19 protein-coding genes are annotated in these 21,908 nt (G+C 60.9%); 9 read left to right on the top strand and 10 right to left on the bottom strand.

Going from position 1 to position 21,908, the window contains the following annotated elements:
• Positions 1–269: 269 nt before the first annotated feature.
• From B7R22_RS17740 to B7R22_RS17715, 6 genes are all read left to right on the top strand, one after another.
• Positions 270–1,424 (top strand): Gfo/Idh/MocA family protein, encoded by a 1,155-nt coding sequence (locus tag B7R22_RS17740; RefSeq protein ID WP_116413022.1) that lies wholly within the window; start codon positions 270–272, stop codon positions 1,422–1,424.
• Complete coding sequence (locus B7R22_RS17735; protein ID WP_437184157.1) at positions 1,424–2,626, top strand: dihydrodipicolinate synthase family protein; 1,203 nt, start codon at positions 1,424–1,426, stop codon at positions 2,624–2,626. The genes B7R22_RS17740 and B7R22_RS17735 overlap by 1 nt, the downstream gene beginning before the upstream one ends.
• Positions 2,587–3,498, top strand: a complete 912-nt coding sequence (locus tag B7R22_RS17730; protein ID WP_116413021.1) for a sugar phosphate isomerase/epimerase family protein — start codon at positions 2,587–2,589, stop codon at positions 3,496–3,498. The genes B7R22_RS17735 and B7R22_RS17730 overlap by 40 nt, the downstream gene beginning before the upstream one ends.
• Entirely contained in the window at positions 3,480–5,507 is a 2,028-nt protein-coding gene (locus B7R22_RS17725; RefSeq protein ID WP_216363521.1) for a DUF2264 domain-containing protein, read from the top strand. Before B7R22_RS17730 ends, B7R22_RS17725 begins: the two co-directional genes overlap by 19 nt.
• Before the next feature lie 68 nt (positions 5,508–5,575).
• Entirely contained in the window at positions 5,576–6,994 is a 1,419-nt protein-coding gene (locus tag B7R22_RS17720) for an ADP-ribosylglycohydrolase family protein (RefSeq protein ID WP_116413020.1), read from the top strand.
• Between the two features lie 419 nt (positions 6,995–7,413).
• Positions 7,414–8,841: a heparinase II/III domain-containing protein gene (locus B7R22_RS17715; RefSeq protein WP_172582535.1), complete on the top strand. Its 1,428-nt coding sequence runs from the start codon at positions 7,414–7,416 to the stop codon at positions 8,839–8,841.
• On the opposite strand, the gene B7R22_RS17710 is transcribed toward B7R22_RS17715, so the two are convergent.
• From B7R22_RS17710 to B7R22_RS17665, 10 genes are all read right to left on the bottom strand, one after another.
• Complete coding sequence (locus B7R22_RS17710; protein WP_116413018.1) at positions 8,813–9,514, bottom strand: DUF624 domain-containing protein; 702 nt, start codon at positions 9,512–9,514, stop codon at positions 8,813–8,815. The two genes, B7R22_RS17715 and B7R22_RS17710, sit on opposite strands and share 29 nt — an antisense overlap.
• A gap of 6 nt (positions 9,515–9,520) precedes the next feature.
• Positions 9,521–10,315 carry a carbohydrate ABC transporter permease gene (locus B7R22_RS17705; protein ID WP_253259149.1) on the bottom strand — a complete coding sequence of 265 codons (795 nt, stop codon included), beginning with the start codon at positions 10,313–10,315 and terminating at the stop codon, positions 9,521–9,523.
• Positions 10,316–10,446: 131 nt separating this feature from the next.
• Complete coding sequence (locus B7R22_RS17700; protein WP_116413017.1) at positions 10,447–11,412, bottom strand: carbohydrate ABC transporter permease; 966 nt, start codon at positions 11,410–11,412, stop codon at positions 10,447–10,449.
• Between the two features lie 173 nt (positions 11,413–11,585).
• Positions 11,586–12,731 carry an ABC transporter substrate-binding protein gene (locus tag B7R22_RS17695; RefSeq protein ID WP_216363520.1) on the bottom strand — a complete coding sequence of 382 codons (1,146 nt, stop codon included), beginning with the start codon at positions 12,729–12,731 and terminating at the stop codon, positions 11,586–11,588.
• Positions 12,732–12,926: 195 nt separating this feature from the next.
• Positions 12,927–13,958, bottom strand: coding sequence for a hydroxyacid dehydrogenase (locus B7R22_RS17690; protein WP_116413015.1), 1,032 nt, complete (start codon positions 13,956–13,958; stop codon positions 12,927–12,929).
• 154 nt (positions 13,959–14,112) lie between these two features.
• The gene (locus B7R22_RS17685) at positions 14,113–15,183 is read right to left on the bottom strand and encodes a substrate-binding domain-containing protein (RefSeq protein WP_147305450.1); all 1,071 of its coding nucleotides are present in this window, start codon (positions 15,181–15,183) and stop codon (positions 14,113–14,115) included.
• Between the two features lie 74 nt (positions 15,184–15,257).
• The gene (locus B7R22_RS17680; RefSeq protein ID WP_216363519.1) at positions 15,258–16,379 is read right to left on the bottom strand and encodes a right-handed parallel beta-helix repeat-containing protein; all 1,122 of its coding nucleotides are present in this window, start codon (positions 16,377–16,379) and stop codon (positions 15,258–15,260) included.
• 396 nt (positions 16,380–16,775) lie between these two features.
• The gene (locus tag B7R22_RS17675) at positions 16,776–17,321 is read right to left on the bottom strand and encodes a hypothetical protein (RefSeq protein ID WP_116413012.1); all 546 of its coding nucleotides are present in this window, start codon (positions 17,319–17,321) and stop codon (positions 16,776–16,778) included.
• Positions 17,322–17,916: 595 nt separating this feature from the next.
• Positions 17,917–18,339: a nuclear transport factor 2 family protein gene (locus tag B7R22_RS17670; RefSeq protein ID WP_116413011.1), complete on the bottom strand. Its 423-nt coding sequence runs from the start codon at positions 18,337–18,339 to the stop codon at positions 17,917–17,919.
• A 4-nt stretch (positions 18,340–18,343) separates the two neighbouring features.
• Positions 18,344–18,724, bottom strand: a complete 381-nt coding sequence (locus B7R22_RS17665; RefSeq protein WP_116413010.1) for a nuclear transport factor 2 family protein — start codon at positions 18,722–18,724, stop codon at positions 18,344–18,346.
• A gap of 89 nt (positions 18,725–18,813) precedes the next feature.
• Between B7R22_RS17665 and B7R22_RS17660 the strand changes: the two genes are divergently transcribed.
• The 3 genes from B7R22_RS17660 to B7R22_RS17650 all read left to right on the top strand — a co-directional run.
• Positions 18,814–19,179, top strand: a complete 366-nt coding sequence (locus B7R22_RS17660; protein WP_116413009.1) for a winged helix-turn-helix transcriptional regulator — start codon at positions 18,814–18,816, stop codon at positions 19,177–19,179.
• Positions 19,180–19,269: 90 nt separating this feature from the next.
• A complete protein-coding gene (locus B7R22_RS17655) occupies positions 19,270–20,562 on the top strand; it encodes an IS256 family transposase (protein WP_116413023.1) in 1,293 nt (430 codons plus the stop codon).
• 295 nt (positions 20,563–20,857) lie between these two features.
• Positions 20,858–21,908, top strand: a 1,051-nt coding sequence (locus tag B7R22_RS17650; RefSeq protein WP_116413008.1) for an IS110 family transposase, incomplete at its 3' end; no start/stop codon positions are given.

Here is a 21,908-nt window from a genome sequence, read left to right as displayed (position 1 = left end):
AGACCATGAACGACCCAACCACCGCGATCGAGGAGGTGACAACACTGCCCGAACTCATCGCCGCCTAAGCTTCAACCACTGACCTCAACCGGCAAAGCGAAAGCACACCACTCGAGGGGACGTCACCATCAATTCTCGATCCGGCGATTAGGTATCGGATTTCACTGGGCGAAAAGTCCGCTTGGCGCATTGACGGGTTGTTCCTAAGTTGGGAGAGGTCCCGATCAAATCGCGCCGGGTCCTGCGACGACTCAGAGAAGAGAGCTTGAATGTCAGAACCGAAACTGGGCATCATCGTCAATGGCGCCACGGGTCGAATGGGCTACCGTCAACACCTCGTTCGGTCATTGCTGGCCATCCGGGAGCAAGGTGGCGTTCGCCTCGCGGATGGATCGCGTCGTCAGATCGAGTTGATGCTCGTCGGCCGTACAGAGTCGACGCTCGCCGAATTGGCCGCCCGTCACGACATCGAGTTCTTCACAACCCGTCTCGACGAAGCCCTCTCAGATGAGCGATTCCCCGTCTACTTCGATGCGCTGACCACGCGTGCGCGGGTCGGTGCCATCAAGAAGGCCATCGCTGCTGGCAAACACATCTACACCGAGAAGCCGTCAGCAGAAAGCTACGTCGACGCTCTCGAACTGGCAGAGCTGGCACTCGCGGCCGGAGTGAAGAATGGTGTCGTGCACGACAAGTTGTACCTACCCGGGCTCCAGAAGCTGCGCCGCCTCATCGAGTCGGGCTTCTTCGGTCGCATCCTGTCCGTGCGAGGTGAATTCGGCTACTGGGTGTTCGAGGGCGACTGGCAGCCTGCTCAGCGCCCGAGTTGGAACTATCGCGCAGCAGACGGTGGCGGCATCATCCTCGACATGTTTCCGCACTGGAACTATGTTCTCGAGAACCTGTTCGGGCGGGTCGAGAGTGTGTACGCGCGCACCGCCACCCACATTCCGGAGCGCTTCGACGAGCAGAACCGGCCCTACGAGGCCACCGCGGATGATGCGGCCTATGCGGTACTCGACCTCGAGGGTGGCATCGTCGCGCAGATCAACTCCAGCTGGGCGGTACGTGTCGACCGCCCGGAGCTCGTGCAATTCCAGGTCGACGGAACGCTCGGGAGCGCAGTCGTCGGACTGTTCGGCGCAAAGATTCAGCCGAGAAACGCAACACCGAAGCCGACCTGGAACCCCGATCTGCCGGAGACGCATCACTACGCAGACGACTGGATCGACGTTCCGACCAATGACGTCTTCGAAAATGGCTTCAAGATGCAGTGGGAAGATTTCATTCGGCACGTCGTCGAAGACGGCCCACACCCCTACGACCTCTTCGCCGGTGCGCGCGGCCTGCGGCTGGCGGAGGCCGGTCTCGAGTCTAACGACTCCGGGCGGAGAATTTCGATACCCGCCGAGAGCGCTGAATAGTGACCGCCGCCGAGACCCCTTTCGCGACGACGCGCATCCCGTCCAATGCGTTCCGCCTGTTGAGCCCAGACGGAACGGTGACGGCCCTAGCCCTGGCCGAGCATCCACAGCACACCAGACCCACCACGCCGCTTCGTTCACGAGTCGCCTACGCTGCAGCGCACGTCATCCCCCGCGCGGCAGCAGAGAACACCCCGGGCTCGCCCGCCGACATAGATTGGGATGCGACACTCGCCTATCGGCATCACGTCTGGTCGTGGGGCCTCGGAGTCGCCGACGCGATGGATACCGCGCAACGGAACATGGGCCTCGACACGCGCGCGACACGGGAGCTCATCACTCGCTCGGCAGCTGAGGCACGAAGCGTCGGTGGCGCGCTGGTGGTCGGCGTCAACACCGACCACTCAGAAGAAGACCAGTTATCGCTTGCACAGGTCATCGACGCCTATGTCGAGCAACTCGAGTTCGCCGAAGATGCGGGCGCAGACGTAGTACTGATGGCCAGCAGACATCTTGCCCGAGCTGCGACCTCGCCGAGCGACTACACACGCGTATACGCAGCCGTTCTCGAACGAGCTTCGAAGCCGGTCATTCTGCACTGGTTGGGTGAAGCCTTCGATCCCCAGCTGAGCGGCTACTTCGGTTCACGAGACTGGCGTGTCGCCAAAGACACCGTTCTTCAGATCATCAGCACCAACCCCGATCGCGTGGCCGGCATAAAAATGAGCCTTCTCGACCCTGAGTCGGAGATCTCGGTGCGGTCGCTTCTTCCGAACGAATCCCGCATGTTCACGGGAGATGACTTCAACTACGTCAGTCTGATCGCTGGCGACGGCGCCGCACATTCCGACGCGTTGCTGGGTGCGTTCACCGCCATCGCGCCACAGGCCTCCGCCGCCATTCAGGCACTCGACCGCAACGAACCGGGCTCGTACACGAGCATCCTGGGGCCGACCGAACCTCTCTCTCGGCAGATCTTCGCGGCGCCGACTTTCTACTACAAAACCGGAATCGCCTTTCTGAGTTGGCTGAATGGGCACCAAGATTCGTTCAGCATGATCGGCGGCCTGCACTCGGCCCGCAGCCTGCCCCATCTGTCTGAGATCGTGCGGCTGGCGAATGAGTGCGGAGCCTTGGAGAGACCTGAACTCGCGGCAGAGCGATGGAATGCCCTGCTGGGGCTGAACGGAGTGACACCGTGACAGATTCACCGGATCCTCGGCTTTCGCTGAATCAGGCAACGCTGAAGTACGCTCCGCTTCGCGAGGCCCTCGCCGAAACAGGCCGGGCGGGTATCCAGAGCATCGGGCTGTGGCGAGAACCTGTTGCCGACGTTGGCTTGCGAACGGCCGCAGACCTCCTCGCCGATTCCGGACTACGCCTCTCGAGCCTCTGCCGCGGAGGGTTCTTCACCCACACGGAAGGCCAGGAGCGACGCGCATCCATTGACGACAACCGCCGGGCAATCGAAGAATGTGCCGTGCTCGCGGCACACGCCGCCCCCGGCTCTGAAGCAGTTCTGGTGCTCGTCGCAGGGGGAATTCCGGCGGGTTCGACAGATCTCGAGGCGGCGCGCGACCGCGTTCTGGATGCTCTGGCCGAACTCGTACCCGATGCCGAACAAGCCGGGGTCACCCTTGCAATCGAACCGCTGCACCCGATGTACGTCTCAGACCGTGCGGTCGTCTCCACTCTCGGCCAGGCGCTCGATCTGGCGGAGCAGTTCTTCTCATCGACCGTCGGGGTCGTCGTCGACACATTTCACGTCTGGTGGGACCCAGATCTGATGACGCAGATCGCACGCGCAGGAGCCGGCCAAAGAATCGCCAGCTATCAGGTGTGCGACTGGGCAACCCCGCTGCCTGCCGATGTTCTCTTGGCCCGCCACTACCCCGGTGACGGCGTGATCGACTTCGAGAGAATCACGCGCGCCGTCGTCGCCGCGGGGTACACGGGTGACATCGAGGTCGAGATTTTCAACCAGAATGTCTGGGAGACTCCCTGGCCCGATGTTGCCGCACACACGGTCCGCACGTTCGGCGAGACCATTTCCCCGTGGCTTCCGAAGCAGTGACGACGATGGCCGCGCAATCGCGTGATTTCTCTGAACTGCTGACCCACGTCGACTCCCCCGCGCTCGATTTCAGTCTCAGCCCCATCACCGGACTGACCCGGGCTCACTGGCTTGCCGTCGCCGATGACTGGCTGCTCTCGGTTGCACGATTCCGTTCACCCGCGGGCGCGCGCATCGACCTGCCCGGCCGCCCTTCGCACAACGGTCAGCGCTCAGACGGGGTTGAAGGTTTTGCCAGAACGTTTCTGCTGGCGGCCTTTCGCTCAGCCGACCAGAAAGGGGTTCGAGGCCCCGACCCGCACGGTCATCTTGCGCGGTATCTCGAAGGAATGGTGGCTGGCACCGCGCGCCCAGGGGCGGATGACACCGATTCGTGGCCGATCATCGGTGAAATGGGCGGGCCGGATGCTCAGAGCCATGTCGAGGCGGCCTCGATCGCCCTCGGGCTTCACCTCACTCGCGAAGCGACCTGGAATTTGTTGGCGACCGATGAGCAAGACCGTATCGGAGGGTGGCTGCGTTCATCTCTGTGGCGCCGCCCTTCACCGAACAACTGGTACCTGTTCTCACTCACCGTGGCGAGCTTTCTCGAAGGTGTCGGCCGGGCAGACGAGCGAACGTCGTTCATCATCGAACGTGGGCTCCGGCTGATCGATGAGTGGTATCGCGGAGAAGGATGGTACAGCGATGGGGAGCTGCGGGCCTTCGACCACTACATCGGGTGGGCGCTGCATTCCTACCCGGTCATGCACGCACACCTGCGTGCCGACTCGGCACTTTCGCTGCGCCTCGGTGACCGTCTCAGGCAGTTTCTGGAATCCTTCCAGGCCACGTTCGACAGCAACGGCGCCCCGATGTTCTTCGGGCGCTCGATGATCTATCGCACGGCCACGGTGGCCTCGATAGCAATGGGAGAGATTGCTGGTGTCAGCCCGCTGTCGTCCGGCCAGTCCCGCCGCGTGATGTCGGCGAACCTCGCCTATTTCTTGAAAAGAGGGGCAACACGTGACGGAGTTCTTTCGATGGGCTGGCACGGACCGTACCCGCCCATTGTGCAAAGGTATTCTGGACCCGGTTCGCCGTTCTGGGCGTCGAAGGGTTTCGCGGCGCTGATGCTGCCAGACGGGCATCCGGTCTGGACAGAGACGGAGACGGTCACAGGTGCCGAGACAGTCGATGTTGCGAGGGCCGTCGCGTCGGCGGGACTGCTGATTCAACGAACGAGTGCTGACGGAATCGCCAGAATACACAATCACGGCAGCGACAATGTGCGCCCCACCACGCCCGATGCTGGGGCGCCAGACCCTCTGTATGGTCGGTTCGCGTATTCGACTCGCACCGGCCCCACCCCCCTGCATACCCCGTCAGACAACGATGTGCATGTGAAGCTGAACGGTGTGTGGAGCGTTCGACGGAAAATCCACGCCGCTGCGACAGGAGCGAATTGGGCGGCCTCTTGGCACGCACCTCGATTCACGGTCTACGCTCCAGAGGCTGCCAGCGACACTGCCAGCGACACTGCCGTTATTCTGCCGTCGACCTCTATCCAGAGCGTCACGGCTGTCTGTTCCCGGGTCGAAGTGCGCATCACGAGGCTGCATGGTCTCGAGTCGGGGCTGCCGTTCAGACTCTCCGGTTGGGCGGTCGCTTCCAGTACGCCAGAGCTGGTGACGACCCGATTGACCGAGCGCGGCGTAACCGTTCGCTCCGACGACGCGGGCACCGGCGGCCGGCTTACGTCTCAACTTCAGGCGGTGACGGGCTGGCAGAATGCTGCGACACGTAGTGGCTCGTACGGAACCGCTTTAGGAAACTGGGCCATTGTGCCGGAACTTCTCGGTACAACATCTGGCGAGATCTTCGTCGCCCTCGCGTCGCTGACCGGCACACCCGGCCCCGAGCCTCTCAGTGAGATGGTGACCGTTCAGGTCGCCGGCTCGAAGGTCGACATCAGCTGGCATGACGGCACGTCGACAACGATCGACATGGATGCCATCGACTGGTCCTGACGCAGTATTCCGGCCCGCTCGCCACGCAATAACCGCAACCGAAATTTTGACCACGAAAGGACACCGCTATGGCAGGCTGGGCCAGTCTCACCAGGCTTTTGAACGAAGAATTCACGCAAGCTGTCGAAGAGGGCAAAGACACCGAAGCCGTCGAACGGATCCGCGCCGCGTTCCAGGGCGGAGACGACAGCCCGGAGGCGATCGTACGGCACTTCAGCGATCTGATCGCTCTCGAGATGCGCCCGGACTACGAGTTCGATGAGCCGAGCGACCTAGCGGGCATCCGTCGCCTCAGTACGTCGGATTCGTTCGCACGGATCGTTCCGATAGACACGACAACACTCTTTGACAAACTCTATGGAGCGTGGTTGGGGCGCTGTGTGGGGTGCGCTCTTGGCAAACCTGTAGAAGCGTTCATGTTGCACCACAATGGGCTTTCGTCGTGGCAGCGACAGAAGCGGTTTCTCACGGCCATCGATGAGAGTGAGTGGCCGATCGACGGCTATGTGCCCCTGCACTCGCCGGCAGAAACGGAGACGGGTACCACGTGGGGTCGAGGGTCGAGTCGAGAGACGATTCGCTTCATGGAGACCGACGACGACATTCGCTACACGGTGCTCGGCCAGCTCGTGTTACAGAACTATGGTGTCGACTTCACATCAGCAAACGTTGCTCGGACCTGGATGGAACGACTACCGTACAACTTCATGTGCACCGCCGAAACGCAGGCATACCGCAACATCGTGCTTCGGTGGGACCAGCTTCGAGACCAGGACCCGTCGTTCGAGAAGGTCGACCCCGAAACCACCGTGGACTGGGAGTGGACCGCAACACACCTGAACCCGTACCGCGAATGGATCGGCGCGCAGATTCGTATCGACTCGTATGGCTACGCGTGCCCTGGAGACCCTGCCCGTGCAGCCGAACTCGCATTCGCTGATGCACGGATCAGTCACACGAAGAACGGTATCTACGGTGCGATGCTCTGTGCGGCAATGATCGCCGCCGCGTTCACCGCCTCTGACGCTCGCGAGGTCGTCGCCGCAGGGCTGGCGCAGATTCCGACGACATCCAGGCTGTACCAAGAACTTCAGTTCACGATCGAACTCTGTGATCGCTACGACAATGACTTCGACAACTTCGAGAAGATCATCGAGGCCCTCTACGAACGGCTTGATCATTACAACCCGACGCACGCGATCAATAACTCTGCGGTCTGTGTCGCGGCAGTTCTGCTGAGCCAGGGCGACTTCGCTACGGGCATCCGCTTCGCTGTCATGGCGGGCTGGGACACCGATTGCAACGGTGCCACGGTCGGCTCTATCGTCGGCGCGATGACCGGGGCTGCGCGCGCGCCCGAGAAGTGGGTCGCCCCACTGAACGACACGTTGAACTCAGCGCTTGCCGGCTATCACCCGATAGCGATCTCGGAGTGCGCATCGCGCTCACTGACCATCGCGACGCCTGAGCTCAAAGTCGCGCTGTAGCCGAGTGCCTGACCGATCGACCATCACACCACCAGAGGACTCCTTCGATGCCCATTGCCCATCCGCGCCTTCTTGTCACCTCCTTCGAACCGCTGAGGAAAACGGTCACAGTAGACGTATTCGCCGGTCAGTATTACGCCGCAGTGAAAGCTGACGCAGACAACATCCTGCTCTTGCCGCCGCGGCCATACGCCATACCCGATGGGCAGCGACTCCTCGATGCGAGCCGCGAGGTCCTGCGGCGGGCGTATTCCCTCGCGATCACGTTCATCGTCGAGGGTGACGTACGGTATTCGACACGGCTCTGGGACGAGCTCTCGTCGGCCGCCGCCTACCCCGACTGGAACAGCCAGCGGCACTTCCTTGACACGGCCGAAATGACGCACGCCCTCGCAATCGGGTACGACTGGCTCTTCGATGTGTGGACCGAATCGCAGCGTCTGACGCTTCGCACGGCTATCAGGAACTTCGGACTTCTGCCCGGACTGAAGGTCGATCAGACCGACTATGATTTTCGCCAGCTGGATCACAACTGGAACCTCGTTTGCAACGGCGGCCTCGTTATGGGAGCACTCGCCATCGAAGAAGACGAGCCAGAGATCTGCCGTGAGATCGTCGCTCTGGCCGCAGAATCGGTACCGAAGGCGATCGCGCTCTATGCTCCGGGCGGCGCCTACCCAGAGGGCGTCGGATACTGGGCCTACGCAACGAAGTATCTGGTCGCGTACCTGGCGACACTCAACTCAGCGCTGAGCGACGAAAAAGGCTTCACGCAGTCGGAGGGGCTCGCCGTGACCGCCTATTTCCCTTTGTACATGACGGGACCGACTGGTCGTACCTTCAATTACTACGACGCAACGGAGGAGATCCACCAGACATCTGAGATGTTCTGGCTTGCGTCGACCTTCGACTCGCCCGTTTTTGGTTGGTGGGGCATGCAGGGCGCGGCAAACGAGCCCGTGAGCTGGCAACAGAGCCCCGCCGGTCTGCTTTGGTATCGACCCGAGCTGTCACAGGGCCCTGCGGATGCCGGCCTGCCGCTAGACCGGACCTTCTCGGGAAGCGAGGTCGTTTCTCATCTCAGTGAGTGGCAGAACTCGCAAGCGAACTACGTCGCCGCGAAGGCAGGTGATAACTCGACGAACCACGGAGATCTCGATCTCGGTACGTTCGTACTCGACGCTCTGGGTGTGCGTTGGGCCGTCGACCTCGGCCCCGACGACTACAACCTGCCGGGCTACTGGTTTCGCGAGCCCGGCGGAGCTCGTTGGGAGCTGTACCGCAAGCGCGCAGAAGGCCACAACACTCTGGTGGTCAATCCGGGCGCACACGCTGACCAGCTCGAGACCGCGGTTGGGCATATCGAGCGATTCGAATGCGGGGCCGACGCAGGCTTCTCGGTGCTCGAGCTCGACAAAGCTCACCCTGATATCGAGTACTGGCGTCGCGGTGTAGGCCTGTTCGACGCGCGATCGCAGTTCGTGATTCAAGACGAAGTCACCCTCACCGCCCCAGGCGTCATCTGGTGGTTCCTGCACACACGCGCAGACATCGAGCTCGGCGCCGACCTCCGAACCGCCACGCTCAGCAGCGAAGGTGAGTCAGTGGTAGTGCGCCTCGCAGAACCCGTTGATGCCACTTTTCAGGTGCTGGATGCCCGGCCACTCAGTTCCTCGCCCGACCCGCACGGACAGGATCGGAACGAGGGCGTTCGTAAGCTGGCGCTCGCCCTGCACGACATCACTGAAGCGCGGATCAGCGTTCAACTCACGCCGATCGACAGCAGCACCGACACGGGCACCGCCCCGCTTCGACCGGTCACTTCGCTGGAACAGTGGCGCTTCTAGGGTCGAGCAGGCGGTCGAACGCCTGCCTCGTGTTTGCCCAGATGACGAAGAAGAGAAAAGCCGGCGTCACGAGAATGCCGACGACCGGCTGAAAGATGAACGCGACACTGATGCACCCGAGCATGGCCACTGTTATCAGACCGAAATACCACTGGCGAACAGCGAGAAGGAACGACCACTTCAGAAGGTTGCTGAGACGGACATCGGAGAACTCGCCCACGCCGACGAGAATGTTGAAGGTGAGGACGACGACGAGGCCGCTAAGGATGATCAGTGCTGGCGCCAGTAGCGAGCCAGCACTGGTTGCCTGAAGAACGGTTGCGTCGACGCCAATGACCACGATCGCCACAACCGCGACGGCCCACACCAGCAGTGCCCGCAACCACACGTGCCGAAGCCCAGCGACGAATTGCCTGACTGGCCGCACCTCGTCTTCACGCCGGCTTTCTGAAAATGAAGCGAATGCCGCAGCGACTGCCGGCGCGCAGGGCAGAGACAATGCCAGCAGAAATGGCCAGGAAACGAGGGGGTGCTCAATGACAGTGAAGCCGACGACCAACGGAAGGCCGAAAACGAGTAGGAGAAGGTTGGTCACCAACCCTTGGTAGGCAGATCTGAAGATTCGTTCGTACGTTTCCGTTCCGAAAACCATCATGCCGCGCTTCTTAGCCATGGCCGATCACCCCTTTAGTCCGCTGGTGGCAATTCCGGCGATGAAGTAGCGCTGACCCAGCAAAAAGATGATGAAGATCGGGATGATCGAGATCACAGACCCGGTCATCAGAAGCGCCGCGTCGTTGGCGTACTGACCGACAAACGACTGCAACCCGATCTGTACGGTCCAAAGGTCGTTCGATGTCAGATAGATGAATGGGCCCATATAGTCGTTCCAGGTGGCGACGAAGGTGAGCAGCGCGAGGCTCGCAAGTGCGGGTTTCGACAGCGGAAGCATGATTCGTGCCCAGATTCTGTACTCATTGAGCCCGTCGATTCGAGCGGCTTCGACGAGTTCGTCTGGGATGCTCAGATAGAACTGCCGCATCAGGAAGACGCCGAAGGCGCTGAATGCTTGGAGCAGGATGAGCGCCATCAGGGTGTTCGTCAGGTGGAGCTTCTGCATCATGATGTACTGCGGGATCATGTACGCCTGCCACGGGATCGCGATCGTGGCGATGTAGCTCACAAAGAGAACGTCTCGCCCCTTGAATTTTACCTTCGAAAATCCGTAGGCGGCGAAGCTGCCGGTGAGGAGCTGGAGGAAGGTGATCGAGAGTGTCAAGGTCGCTGAGTTCTTCAAGTACGTAAGCAACGGGATCGTGGTCCAGATGTCGACGTAGTTGTTCCACTGGAACGAGGTTGGTATCCATTGGATCGGAACGGCGAACACTTCGGTGTTGCGCTTCAACGAGGAGGAGAGCATCCAGCCGAATGGAATCAACAACACAAGTACGAGCGCGGTCAAGAACACGTACATGAAGATGACCCTCAGAGGGGACTTTCGGCCTCTGCGAGCGGGCCGATAGGCCGGCTCTCGTTTGACCGTGGCAGCCAGTGGGTTGTCAACGTCGATCATTTTGACGGCGAGCTCTTGCGTCGTTGTCGACATTATTTGTTCCCTCGCTCGGATAGTTTGAACTGCACGATGGTGAACGACAGCACAATCACGAACAGCGCAAGCGACATCGCCGAGGCATAGCCGTAGTCTCCCTGAACGATGCCGTCGCGGTAGATGAGCTGCGACAGCACCAGGGTGGCCCGACCCGGACCTCCTTCTGTCATCACCTGGATGAGATCGAAGACTTTGAAGCTCGAAATGGTCAGCAGGATCAACACGAAGTACGTAGTCGGCCGCAACGACGGAAGGGTGATGTTTCGAAAGCGCTGCCACGCATTCGCGCCATCGACCTCTGCCGCTTCGTAGTATTCGCGCGGGATCGTCTGCAGGCCTGCCAGAAACAGGATCATGTAGTAGCCCATGTCGCGCCACACACTGGTGATGATAACCGTGGGCATCGCCCACTCGGTACTGGCCGTCCATCGAGGTGGGTTCGCGATGCCGACCGAGTTGAGGATCTGGTTGATCGGGCCGTTGTCGGGGGCGAACAGCAGGTTGAAGACAATTGCGACCGCCACAAGTGAGGTCAGGTACGGAAAGAACAAAGCCGTTCTGAAGATACCGATGCCACGCAACGCCCGGTTCAGCAACAGGGCTAAGCCGAGAGCAATGGCGAGAGTCAGCGGAATGTGACCGAACGCGTAGTACGCGGTATTCCGAACGGAGATCCAGAAATTGGAGTCACCCAACAATCGGGTGAAGTTGTTCACCCCGACGAGAACGGGTGGGTTGTACGCGTCCCACTGGGTGAAAGCGATGAAGAAGCAGGCCACAACCGGGATCAGAGTGAACAGCGCGAAGCCGGCAAAATTCGGCAGAATGAACGACCAGCCGATCAGTGCCGTTCGTCGGGCTCGCCGTCGCGCGCTCAGCGCGCGTTCTTTCGAGAGCTGCGGAGTCGTGAACTGCGGGGCCGTGATCTTCGGATGCCGAATAGTAGGAGGAGATGCCGTCATGGTGTGTACACCCGTGCCAAGTGAAAGGCCGGGTTGCCTCCTTTCGGGAGACGAGTGGGTGACCGCTGGCCGAGATCCGGGAATACCGGCCAAGCCGAGGTCTGAGTCAGGGGGTGGGTGTTGGGCGGCCACCAGGTGGTCGCCCAACACAGTGAGCAGGCGCCAGGGCGACCCTACTTGTTCAGAACTTCACTATTCGCCCGATCGCCCATTTCTTTGAGGCCGTCATCGAGTGACGTCTGCCCTGCCATGATGAGCTGGTGCTCGTCGGTACCGATCTGCACGATAGCGGCAGTCGTGGGAGCCTGGGGAGTGTCGAGCACCGCCTTGTCAGGTGAAAGTGCCGTCTTCGACTCTGCGTCTGTGGGCATACCCGGCAGCGAAAAGAGCGTCGCGGTACTCGCTGCATCTTGATAGGCAGGGCTGTTTCCGACCGCGGCGAGCGCCTGCGCACCGGCCGCACTGGAGGTGAACGCTACGAACTTCTTGGCAGCATCGACGTTCTTCGCATTCTTGTTCACAGCGAACCCGGTGGGTGTGCCCATCGTAGTGACGGAGGTTGCGCCTGGAATCTGCGGCATCGGCGCAATCCCCCAGTTCTTAATGGTTCCGGTGCCGTCTTTCATCGCCTGCTGGATGCCCGAGATCATCCATGACCCGATCGGCACCATCGCGGCCTTGCCGGTGGTGAAGAGCGGTGCGTAGCCTGCCTTCGTCGAGGTCGAGGTGGAATAGTCCATCATGGCGCCGGACTTCTGCAGATCGAGAGAAACGTTGTACTGGTCTTTCATGAAGGAGTAGTCGCCGCCGAGAAAGTCCTTTCCGGTCTGCACAGCCGCAATATTCTGAACGATCGTAGGCCAGGTCACCTGGAATGTTCCCCAGATCTTGCTATCGCCGTCGCCGCTCGTGACCTTCTTTGCCAGGTCGACGTATTGCGGCCAGGTGAGCGTCGTCGGGTACGGCTGGCCGGCTGCATCGAAGATGTCCTTGTTGTAGAAAAGCACCCATGAATCCCAGCGATACGGCAGAGCGTAGTACTTGTTGTCGACCTTGTAGGAGTCGAGCCCCGTGACTTTTGCTGAGGTGTCCGCTGTTACGAGATCCGAGATGTCGAGCAGAGCGCCTTCGCCTGACAGCTTGGTGAAGTCCTGGATAGCTTTCATTCCGATGACGTCGGTGGAATCTCCGCCTGCGAGCACGGTCGTGATCTTGGTCGAGTAGTCGGCTGCGGCAATGTCCACCGGCTGGACGGTGATGTCGGGATTGGCCGCCTCGAAGGCGTTGATGAGGGCACCGAATTCAGGAGTCTTCGCCATGCTCCACACGGATACTGAGAGAACCGTCTTGCCGTCAGAACTAGTCGGCGCGCCTGCGCCGCCACTGCAGCCGGCCAGCGTGAGTGCCACAGCAGCAGCAATTGCCGCCGATGCTATTAGTTTTCGCTTCATTGCGAGTGTCTCCTTCTTGGTGAATTGGATTATTACTGTTGGTGCTGGTGTTAGTGCGCCCGCTTAGGCGCTGACTTCCATCGCTTCGATAGAGACCGAAGCGATCTGAGGGCGTCCCGCTACGAAGCGCTCGAGTTCGTCGAGTGCGCTGTCGGTCATCCGCAGCGTTTCTGAACCCAGAGACCCTGCGACGTGCGGCGTGATGATGACGTTGGGTAGGTCGTAAAGGCGAGAACTGGCCGGTAAGGGTTCAGGGTCTGTTACATCGAGCACCGCGTTCAAACGCCCGGACACGCACTCTCGTTCAAGGGCAGCGGTATCGATGAGACTTCCGCGGGCCGTGTTGATCACGGTTGCGAAGTCAGGCAAGAGGGCAAGTTCGGCCGCACCGATCATCTGGGCGGTTTCGGGGAGCGCGGGCGCATGCAATGTCAAGGTGTCGACCTGCGGAAGAAGCTCCCGCAGCGCGACCATTTTTCCGCCGGCTCGTCTGACATCCAGTTCGTTGGCGTAGGGATCAGAAACCAGGCAGGTGGCCGCATCCAGCGTCTGCAAAAGATTTACAACCCGACGACCGACGCGCGAGAACCCGACGACACCGACGACGCGCTCGAAATTCGACAGACCACCTCGGCCCTGAAGGTAGCTCCAGTCAGCGCGGAATGTGCGGGCGTCAGACGCGAGGAATTGCGCCTTCTTGCCGGCCAGCACGATGTTCGCAAACGTGAATTCGGCGACAGGGATCGCGTTCGTCTCAGCCGCTGTCGTCAGTGTGATGCCCAGCTGCCAGAACTGCTCGCTGACCAGCTGTCGAACGGTGCCCGCACAGTGGAACACTGCTCGAAGGCGGGGAAGGCGCGCGAGAAGTTCCGGGGTCAGTCTCGGGGTTCCCCACGAGGTGATGAGAACCTCGACGGTACTGAGCTGTTGGTCGGTGAGAGTGGAGCCAGAAACCGTATCGAGCGAGTCTGTCCAAACCGGATCGACAAGTTCGGCCAACTCGCCCAGTCGACGGAGGCGTTCATCGTCGAACTGCAGGTCGAATGAGTCTTTCGACATCACGACTAGGGCGAGAGGACGGTTGGTGTCGGTCATCGTCGTGAAGTCTCCTCATCGAGCTTGGCTGGGTCTTTCGGTACTGCCACCTACAGGTGCGGGGTGGCGTATCGGCTAGATCAGTACATATCTCGAATGCTTCGACGTCAATCAAATCGATCAGATTTACCGTCAAACGAACAACTTCGATCAATTAGACCGAGATGAAGTTCGCCAACTCGGGCGAAGACGCACCGCACGATGAGCGAATGTGCAGTGTTGGGAGAAGGGAGATGTGACAAACAGGCTCATCGTTCTGCGCCGGCCGTCGAAGGCGGCGTACAAGAAGCTCGAGCGCGGTCGACCCGATGCTCGTTTTTGGGGGGGCCACAGCGGTCAGCGGAACGGCTGCCAGCGATGCCACCACGTCGTCATAGGCAACGATCGCTATGTCGCCCGGAACCGATAGCCCGCGCTGCAGTGCTATTTCGACGAGCTGCGAGGCGTGGAGATCGGTATGCATGAAGAAGGCATGTATGCCTTTCGCCAAACATTCGTCGAGCATCCGACCGAGCTCGACATACAGGTGCGGGTCGTCTTCTTTGGGGAGCGAGTAGTGTGCAACCTCGAGTCCGAGGGCGGGCGCGATATTCTTTACCCCCGCCTCCAACCAGTAGGCCGTTGGCGTGCGATGTATACCGACGGCGATGGATTCGTACCCGAGTTCTCGCAGGTGCCGAAGCGCGATGACGGCTCCGTGGGCGTGATCGCTCCTCACATAGTCGAACTCCCTGGAGACGCGGGGGAACGTGAATGCGCGTTCCATGAGAACGGTTGGCACCGTCACTTCCGAGAGCCATTCACCGACCCGGTTGTCGTCTGCGTCGCCCAGAGGGGTCGTCAGTAACAGTCCGTCGACTCCCATTTCCTGAATGTGCCTGATCGGATGCCCATCGCCTGAGCCGAAGCCCGAAACTCCGATCAGCAATCGGGCGTCGAGACTCTCAGCGATACTCGCCGCGCCACGCAGAACCTCGGAGTAGTAGTACTCCCGCATCGGAACGATCACTCCGATCTTCAATCGTGAGGTCGCTTCGAGCTGCGACGTCGTTCGCACGGCACCGCCGTGGGTTCTGGTGAGCAGTTTGTCGCGCCCGAGCTGGTTGAGATCGCGCCGCAACGTAATTTCTGAGACATGTAGCTCGGCCGCCATTTCGGCGGCCTGCACGCGCCCGTACAACCGGAGATGCTCGAGGATGCGTTCGCGGCGTTCGTGACCCAGCATGATCACATAGTGATCGAATGTGATCGATGTGTCAAATGTGAAGAGCCATGAGCGCCGCGAACAACGTCACTGCGCTACAAAATCGATTCGAATGCTCCTCGGTCCACGGCACCGTGCAGCGGCCGCGGAATGCCCCGGAAGTCGACCGCTGGTGCGAGCTCGCTCGTGCCGGAATTCACGGCAGGGGAAGCAGGCCGTACCCGAAATCCACTGGCGCCGGCCGTGTCAGAAGCGGCCCAGAACAAGGGGTCGCCGATGATGTCGTTCGGCCCGACGGATTGGGGCGCGAGACCGTTGAAGTAGACGTTGTAGTCGTAGCGCACTTTGGTGTTCTTGTCGATCACGTTCGTCGGCTCACCGGTTCGGACGTACACGACATTGTTGATCAGGTTGCAGTCGTTGCTCGCACTGGCGTACAACCCTGCGTAGGTGAGGGCAGGGCTTCGCGAATTGTCGTAGACCGTGTTGTTTACGACATCGACGTGCTCGCTCGCGAAAGAGTGCATGCCCGAACCGCCGTTCGAGAACGAGATGTTGTTGGTCACCAGGGTGCGGCCCAGGTAATGCTGCCCGGTCAGCGTGAACTGTTCGGTCGTCGAATCGATGATGATGCCATTGCCGTCGGTGATCTTCTTCGCAGCTTTCGATGGAATGTAACTCTCGTTGTCGTACGTGAGATTCTGTTGAACGACGTTGCGATAGCCGGTCGACTGGTCAGCGTCACGGGGCGTCAAAATCGAAATCCCGCTGTTCGCGTAGACCGAGTACCAGGCGTTGGAGTTGACGGTGTTGTTTTCGAAGGTGAGGTAGTCAGCGTTCTTGGTGCCGATTCCCCCACCGGGCCAGTGATGCACATGACAGCTCTGCACGATGATGTGATGCGCGTGAGCGCCATCGAGCCCATCCTTGATGAACAGGCCGTTCGCGTTGAAGACGGGATTGGTGCCGTCCTGGCTGGCGAGTGCTGCGTCGAGAGTGAGGCTGGCGCTGTTTCCTTCGATTTCCAGGCTGTCGATCGCAATGTACGCGGCTCCGAGAACAGTGACCGCCTGCCAGACATTTGCGGCGGGCATGATCTTCGGTGAATGACCCGGGAAAGCGGTGTAGCGAATTGGCGACGCCTCTGTACCCGACCTGTCGATCTGCAAGACGGCCTGATTGGCCGTTGCGCTGGCATCGGAGTACGTGCCGTTCATGATGAAGATGGTGTCTCCGGGTTCCGAGACATCCTGTGCCTGCTGCAACGCGGAGAAGGGGTGCAGCGCCGACAAACCATCGTTTGACGCAGGCGCACCAGCGCGAACGAACAGCTTTCGTCCGCTGCCGGCGAGTGCCGCGGCCCCATTTTCGCGGGTCGACGCGAAAGCTCCCGTGCTTCCTAGAAGCGGGGCACCCACCGCCACCCCGACTCCGAGCACACCTAATCCCAGTGCGCTTCTTCTGCTATACACATTCCGTGTCATAACTCTGTCCCTCGTGTTCGATCGACTCTGATGAGCTTCGAGTGCTCGTGCGTTCGATCAACATACGTTCGACTGAACAGGTTCTCCATGATTCGATCACTATCGTTCAGTTAGGAAGGCGGAGATTCATCACACCGTGACCAGCTCCTCGATGCCTCGAGCGCGCAGATAGCCGGCATCTCTCGACGCGCTTGCGAGCACGATCGCAGGCCGAACACCACGATCGATCAGGGTGAAGAAGGTATCGGCGAACTCGAGGTCGGGGGTGAGCTCGTCTGGCAACACGACTGCGGTCGTTCGGGACACCACTGGCGACGCCGACGCGTTTCTGAGCGCCGTCACCACCTCACGGAATCGGTGACCAAGCGACTTGATCTCGTTGTCCACCGTCAGCAGACCGAGATCGTATTCCAGCTCGACGAAGCCAGTCAGACTGCGCTCGACGTCATGCGAACACCACCACGTAATGCCCCAGAGGCCGTCGACAGAAGCAGAGATCTCGGTCGCTGCGACGAGGTAGTCGTCCCGGTCGGCAGCGCCCATCCATTCGGTCGACACTCCAAATTCCTGCAACCACACCGGGCGGTCGACCTCGCGGTTGTATGCCTTCGCCAGTTCGAGCATGTACTCGGTGAGGTGCCGTGTTCCGGTGCCTGCCTTTCCGTATCGTTCCAAGCAACGCGCGGCGCCCGATCCGGCGGAACCGTGGACGTGTCACAGCGAGCATGATGAGCGCAGCGAACGCCATCCGTAACCACGTGGACCCGGCAGGAGTCAACGCAGCAAAGAGATGTGTGCTCAGTGCCGCGCCGAGCTGCACTGAGACCATCGCGGCAATCGCCAACACTGGAGCCGGGATTCTCACCGCACCAGTCAACACCACCGGGGAAGTCGCCGCGTACCGTCGCGCCCGTAACGGACTTTGCATGAGAGTACCGGTGCCGGCGCGCGGGGAGAATGAGGAGCCTGAAGTCCGACGAGCCTGTCGCCTCAGTTCCTTTGCGGCGTGCGCCTGGCTGCTGCTAGACGGGTGCGACGTGAGCGATCTGGCTCCGGGAGCACAGTCTCGACGTGAAGCTGGCTCTGCTGCGCGAGCACGAAGGCGGCGTCCGTGTGTGAGGATCGCCGAGGACTCTGGGGTGCCGGCACGCACACTGCGTCGGTGGGCTGCCACCTACCTAGCTGATCCGGCTGCGCTTCGGCGTCCGCCCCGAAGCGACAAGGGCCACCGGCGGACCGGCCGAATATCACCATTCACTCCCAGCATTTGTCAGAGGCTTTGCATGGCAGTTCGTACTGTTGCGGAGTCAACAAATTGTTCGAATCTCACGATGAGGCCGCCCCGGACAATGAACGTGTGCGCGACGTGCGCCTGTATCGAACGTCCAGTCGCTTTGTTGCGTGCGGTATAACTGCCGAGCACGACAACTCGTTCACCATCGACTATGTACGTGTCATCGTGAGTGATCCAGTCATCCCACGCAGCTGCGAGGGCAGTGAAAACACCATCGATCACGGCGTCCGGGCCCCGGTAGGTTCCACCCAACGGGAACCCCGCCGTTTCGGTCCACTCGACGTCGCTGGCAATAACGTCGCGCCACGCTTCAAGGTCCCCCGCAGCCGAGGCGATGTACTGCCGGCGCACAACTGTCGCGGGGTCGGGGAACGTAGTGACACCGGCAGTGAACACCATGGGCTTAGAACATGCCGTTGTCGTTAGCGGACTCGGCTGGAATGTCTTGGATGACGTCCCAGTGCTCGACGACTTTGCCGTTTTCGAGGCGGAAGAAATCGGCAAGAGCACGGCCAGGTCTTCCGGGTTCGAGGATGAGATGCGAATGCGTGACGACGAAGTCGCCTTCAGCGATGACCCGCTTGATCTGCAGTTCCAGGTTCGGGTACTCGCCGCGGAGCCATTTCACGAAACCGATGAACGCGTCCGGGCCGTCCTGCGCGTCCGGGTTGTGTTGGGTGTAGCGGTCCCCGAAGTGGTCGGTGATGGCTTTTTCTGGGTCTCCGGCGAACGCGGTCGTGTAGTAGTCCACGACAACGCTCTTGTTATTTTCCAGGTCCGGCATGTTTGCTCCAATGTGTTTGAGGGATACCTCTTGACGGTAGCCCGAACGCTTTCGTTTGCACAGTACCCACTTCAAAGTAAGCTGACCGGATGACACCCCAACTCGCCGCACGGCTCGAGGATAACGACCACTACGACGTTTACGATCCCGGGTGCCCGTCCCGCGCAGTACTGGATCACGTCACCAGCAGGTGGGGGGTGCTCGTTCTCGCGGCGCTACGCGACGGAACTCTGCGTTTCAGTGCGTTGCGGCGACGCGTTGGCGGGGTGAGCGAGAAGATGCTCTCGCAAACCCTCCGCAACCTCGAATCCGACGGCTTCGTGACCCGTCACGATCACCGATCAGCTCCCCCGCACGTGGACTACACCCTCACACCCACCGGCGAGGAAATCGCGAATCTTCTCACCCAACTCGTCACCTGGGTAGAAAACCACGTCCCACCACCAACCCAATAACAACCTTGCATAATCGTGCACGGGTCTGTCTCTTAAACGGTGTTTTCGGCCTGACACGTCGGGTGTGAGTCTGGCGGGGAAGGTGCCGTGATGACGACACTTAATGTTGTGACGACGAAGAAGAAAATTGATCAGGGGGGTCGCTCGGCGGAGGCTACCGCAGCAGCGGAGCTGGTGCGGTTAGCGAAAGAGCAGGGCTTGTCGCTGACGGGCCCGGACGGGCTGTTGAAGCTGTTCACGAAGAACGTGCTCGAGGCGGCGTTGAACGAGGAGCTCACTGAGCATCTCGGTCACGAGAAGCACCGGGACGCGGAGGATCGTGAGGGCACGAACGTGCGGAACGGAACGCGCCCGAAAACGGTCCTGACCGAGGCGACCGGGCACGTTCAGATCGAGGTCCCGAGAGACCGTGATGGGACTTTCGAGCCGCAGATCGTGAAGAAAAGGCAGCGCCGGCTGAACGGGGTCGAGGAGATCGTGTTGTCGCTGTACGCGAAGGGCCTAACGACGGGTGAGATCTCGGCTCACTTCGAACAGATCTATGGCGCATCGGTATCGAAGGAGACGGTCTCCAGGATCACCGATAAAGTCATCGACGAGATGAACGAATGGTCCACCCGACCACTGTCCGAGGTGTACGCGGCCATCTTCATCGACGCGATCGTGGTCAAGATCCGTGACGGGCAAGTTGCGAACCGGCCGTTCTATGCCGCGATCGGGGTGAACCTTGCTGGGGAGAAAGATGTCCTCGGGCTCTGGGCTGGGACTGGTGGTGAGGGTGCGAAGTTCTGGATGAGTGTGCTCACCGACATCAAGAACCGCGGCGTTAGGGACACGTTCTTCCTCGTCTGCGACGGCCTGAAGGGCCTGCCAGAGGTTGTTGGGAATGTGTGGCCACTCGCGACGGTCCAGACGTGTGTCATCCATTTGCTGCGGAACACGTTCCGGCTCGCGTCCAAGCAGGACTGGGACGCGCTGAAACGCGACGTGAAACCGATTTACACCGCACCGTCACCGGCTGCGGCTAGAACCGCACTGGATGACCTCACCAAGAAATGGGGCACGAAATACGGTGCGATCATCCGGTTATGGGAGTCCGCGTGGGAAGAATTCACACCATCCCTGGCGTACGACCTCGAGATCCGAACCGTGATCTGTAGCACCAATGCGATCGAATCGCTGAACGCCAGATACCGGCGCGCGGTCCGAGCACGGGGTCATTTCCCTACCGAGCAGGCCGCGCTGAAGTGCCTGTATCTTGTCACTCGTAGCCTTGACCCAACCGGTCAAGGCCGCACCCGATGGACGATGCGCTGGAAGCCCGCGCTGAACGCGTTCGCCATCACCTTCGCGGACCGCTGGCCGGCCCCGGAAACCTACTAATGAAAACCGCCGAAAACACCGTTAGCGTTACAGACCCTCGTGCACCGCACGGCCGCCCCCGTTACTTTCTTTGTAGCCGTCTTGGGATCATTCTTGATGGTGTTGGCCTGCCGGGCCCGGCATGATTGTTGCCCCCAGTCGTTGATGATCCGGGGTGTGTTGTCACCGGGTCTGGTTGGGCTGTGAGTGATCGCTGATAGGGGCTGGGTCACAGGTTTTCTGAGACCGTTCGTAACGTGGATGCTGGGACTCACCGCCATGGCTGGTCAACTTCGAAAAACGAGCGGAGGAGCGAATGTCAATCGAGAGATACGACCAGGTCGACGTTTTCATCGGCGTCGATGTGGGCAAGGGTGAGCATCACGCGGTCGCGTTGAACCGGGCAGGGAAGACCCTGTTCGATAAGGCGCTGCCGAACGATGAAGCGAGGCTTCGCCAGCTCATCAGCGGGCTGAAACAGCACGGCCAGGTGTTATTCGTCGTGGATCAGCCCGCGACAATCGGCGCGCTACCGATCGCGGTCGCGCAGGCTGAGGGGGCGCTTGTGGGTTACCTGCCCGGGCTCGCGATGCGCCGGATCGCTGACCTGCACGCCGGGGAGGCGAAGACCGACGCCCGGGACGCGGCGATCATCGCCCAGGCAGCCCGAACGTTGCCGCACGCTTTGCGGTCGATCCAGCTCGCGGACGAGCAAGTCGCCGAACTATCGATGCTGTGCGGTTTCGATGACGATGTCGTCGGGCAGGCAACCGCGACGAGTAACCGGATCCGTGGCCTGCTAACCCAAATCCACCCCGCCGTCGAGCGTGTGATCGGCCCGCACCTCGACCACCCGGCAGCGCTTGATCTTCTGCAACGCTACCCATCACCAGCAGCGATGAAAGCGGCCGCTGAGGCTCGGCTCGGGAACCGGCTGGTCAAGCTCGCACCCCGGATGGGTCGCCGCCTCGCCAACGAGATCGTGCAGGCCCTGTCCGAGCAGACCGTTGTCGTGGTCGGCACGAACGCCGCGAGTCTCGTACTTCCCAGGCTTGCCGAGCAGCTCACCGCGCTGCGCCGGCAACGCGCAGAGATCGCGGCCGAGGTCGAACGTCTCGTGGAGGCCCACCCTCTTCAGCCCGTCCTGACGAGCATGCCCGGAGTCGGCGTCAGGACCGCAGCACGGCTCCTCACCGAGATCAGCGGCAAAGAGTTCGCCACCTCAGGGCACCTTGCCGCCTACGCCGGCCTCGCCCCTGTCACGAGACGTTCCGGTACCTCGATCCGTGGCGAGCACCCCTCACGCCGCGGCAACAAAATCCTGAAACGGGCCCTGTTCCTGTCCGCTTTCGCAGCGCTCCGCGACC

Source organism: Subtercola boreus (assembly GCF_003399635.1).
Lineage (GTDB): Bacteria > Actinomycetota > Actinomycetes > Actinomycetales > Microbacteriaceae > Subtercola > Subtercola boreus_B.
This window is presented reverse-complemented; position numbering and strand designations above follow the sequence as displayed.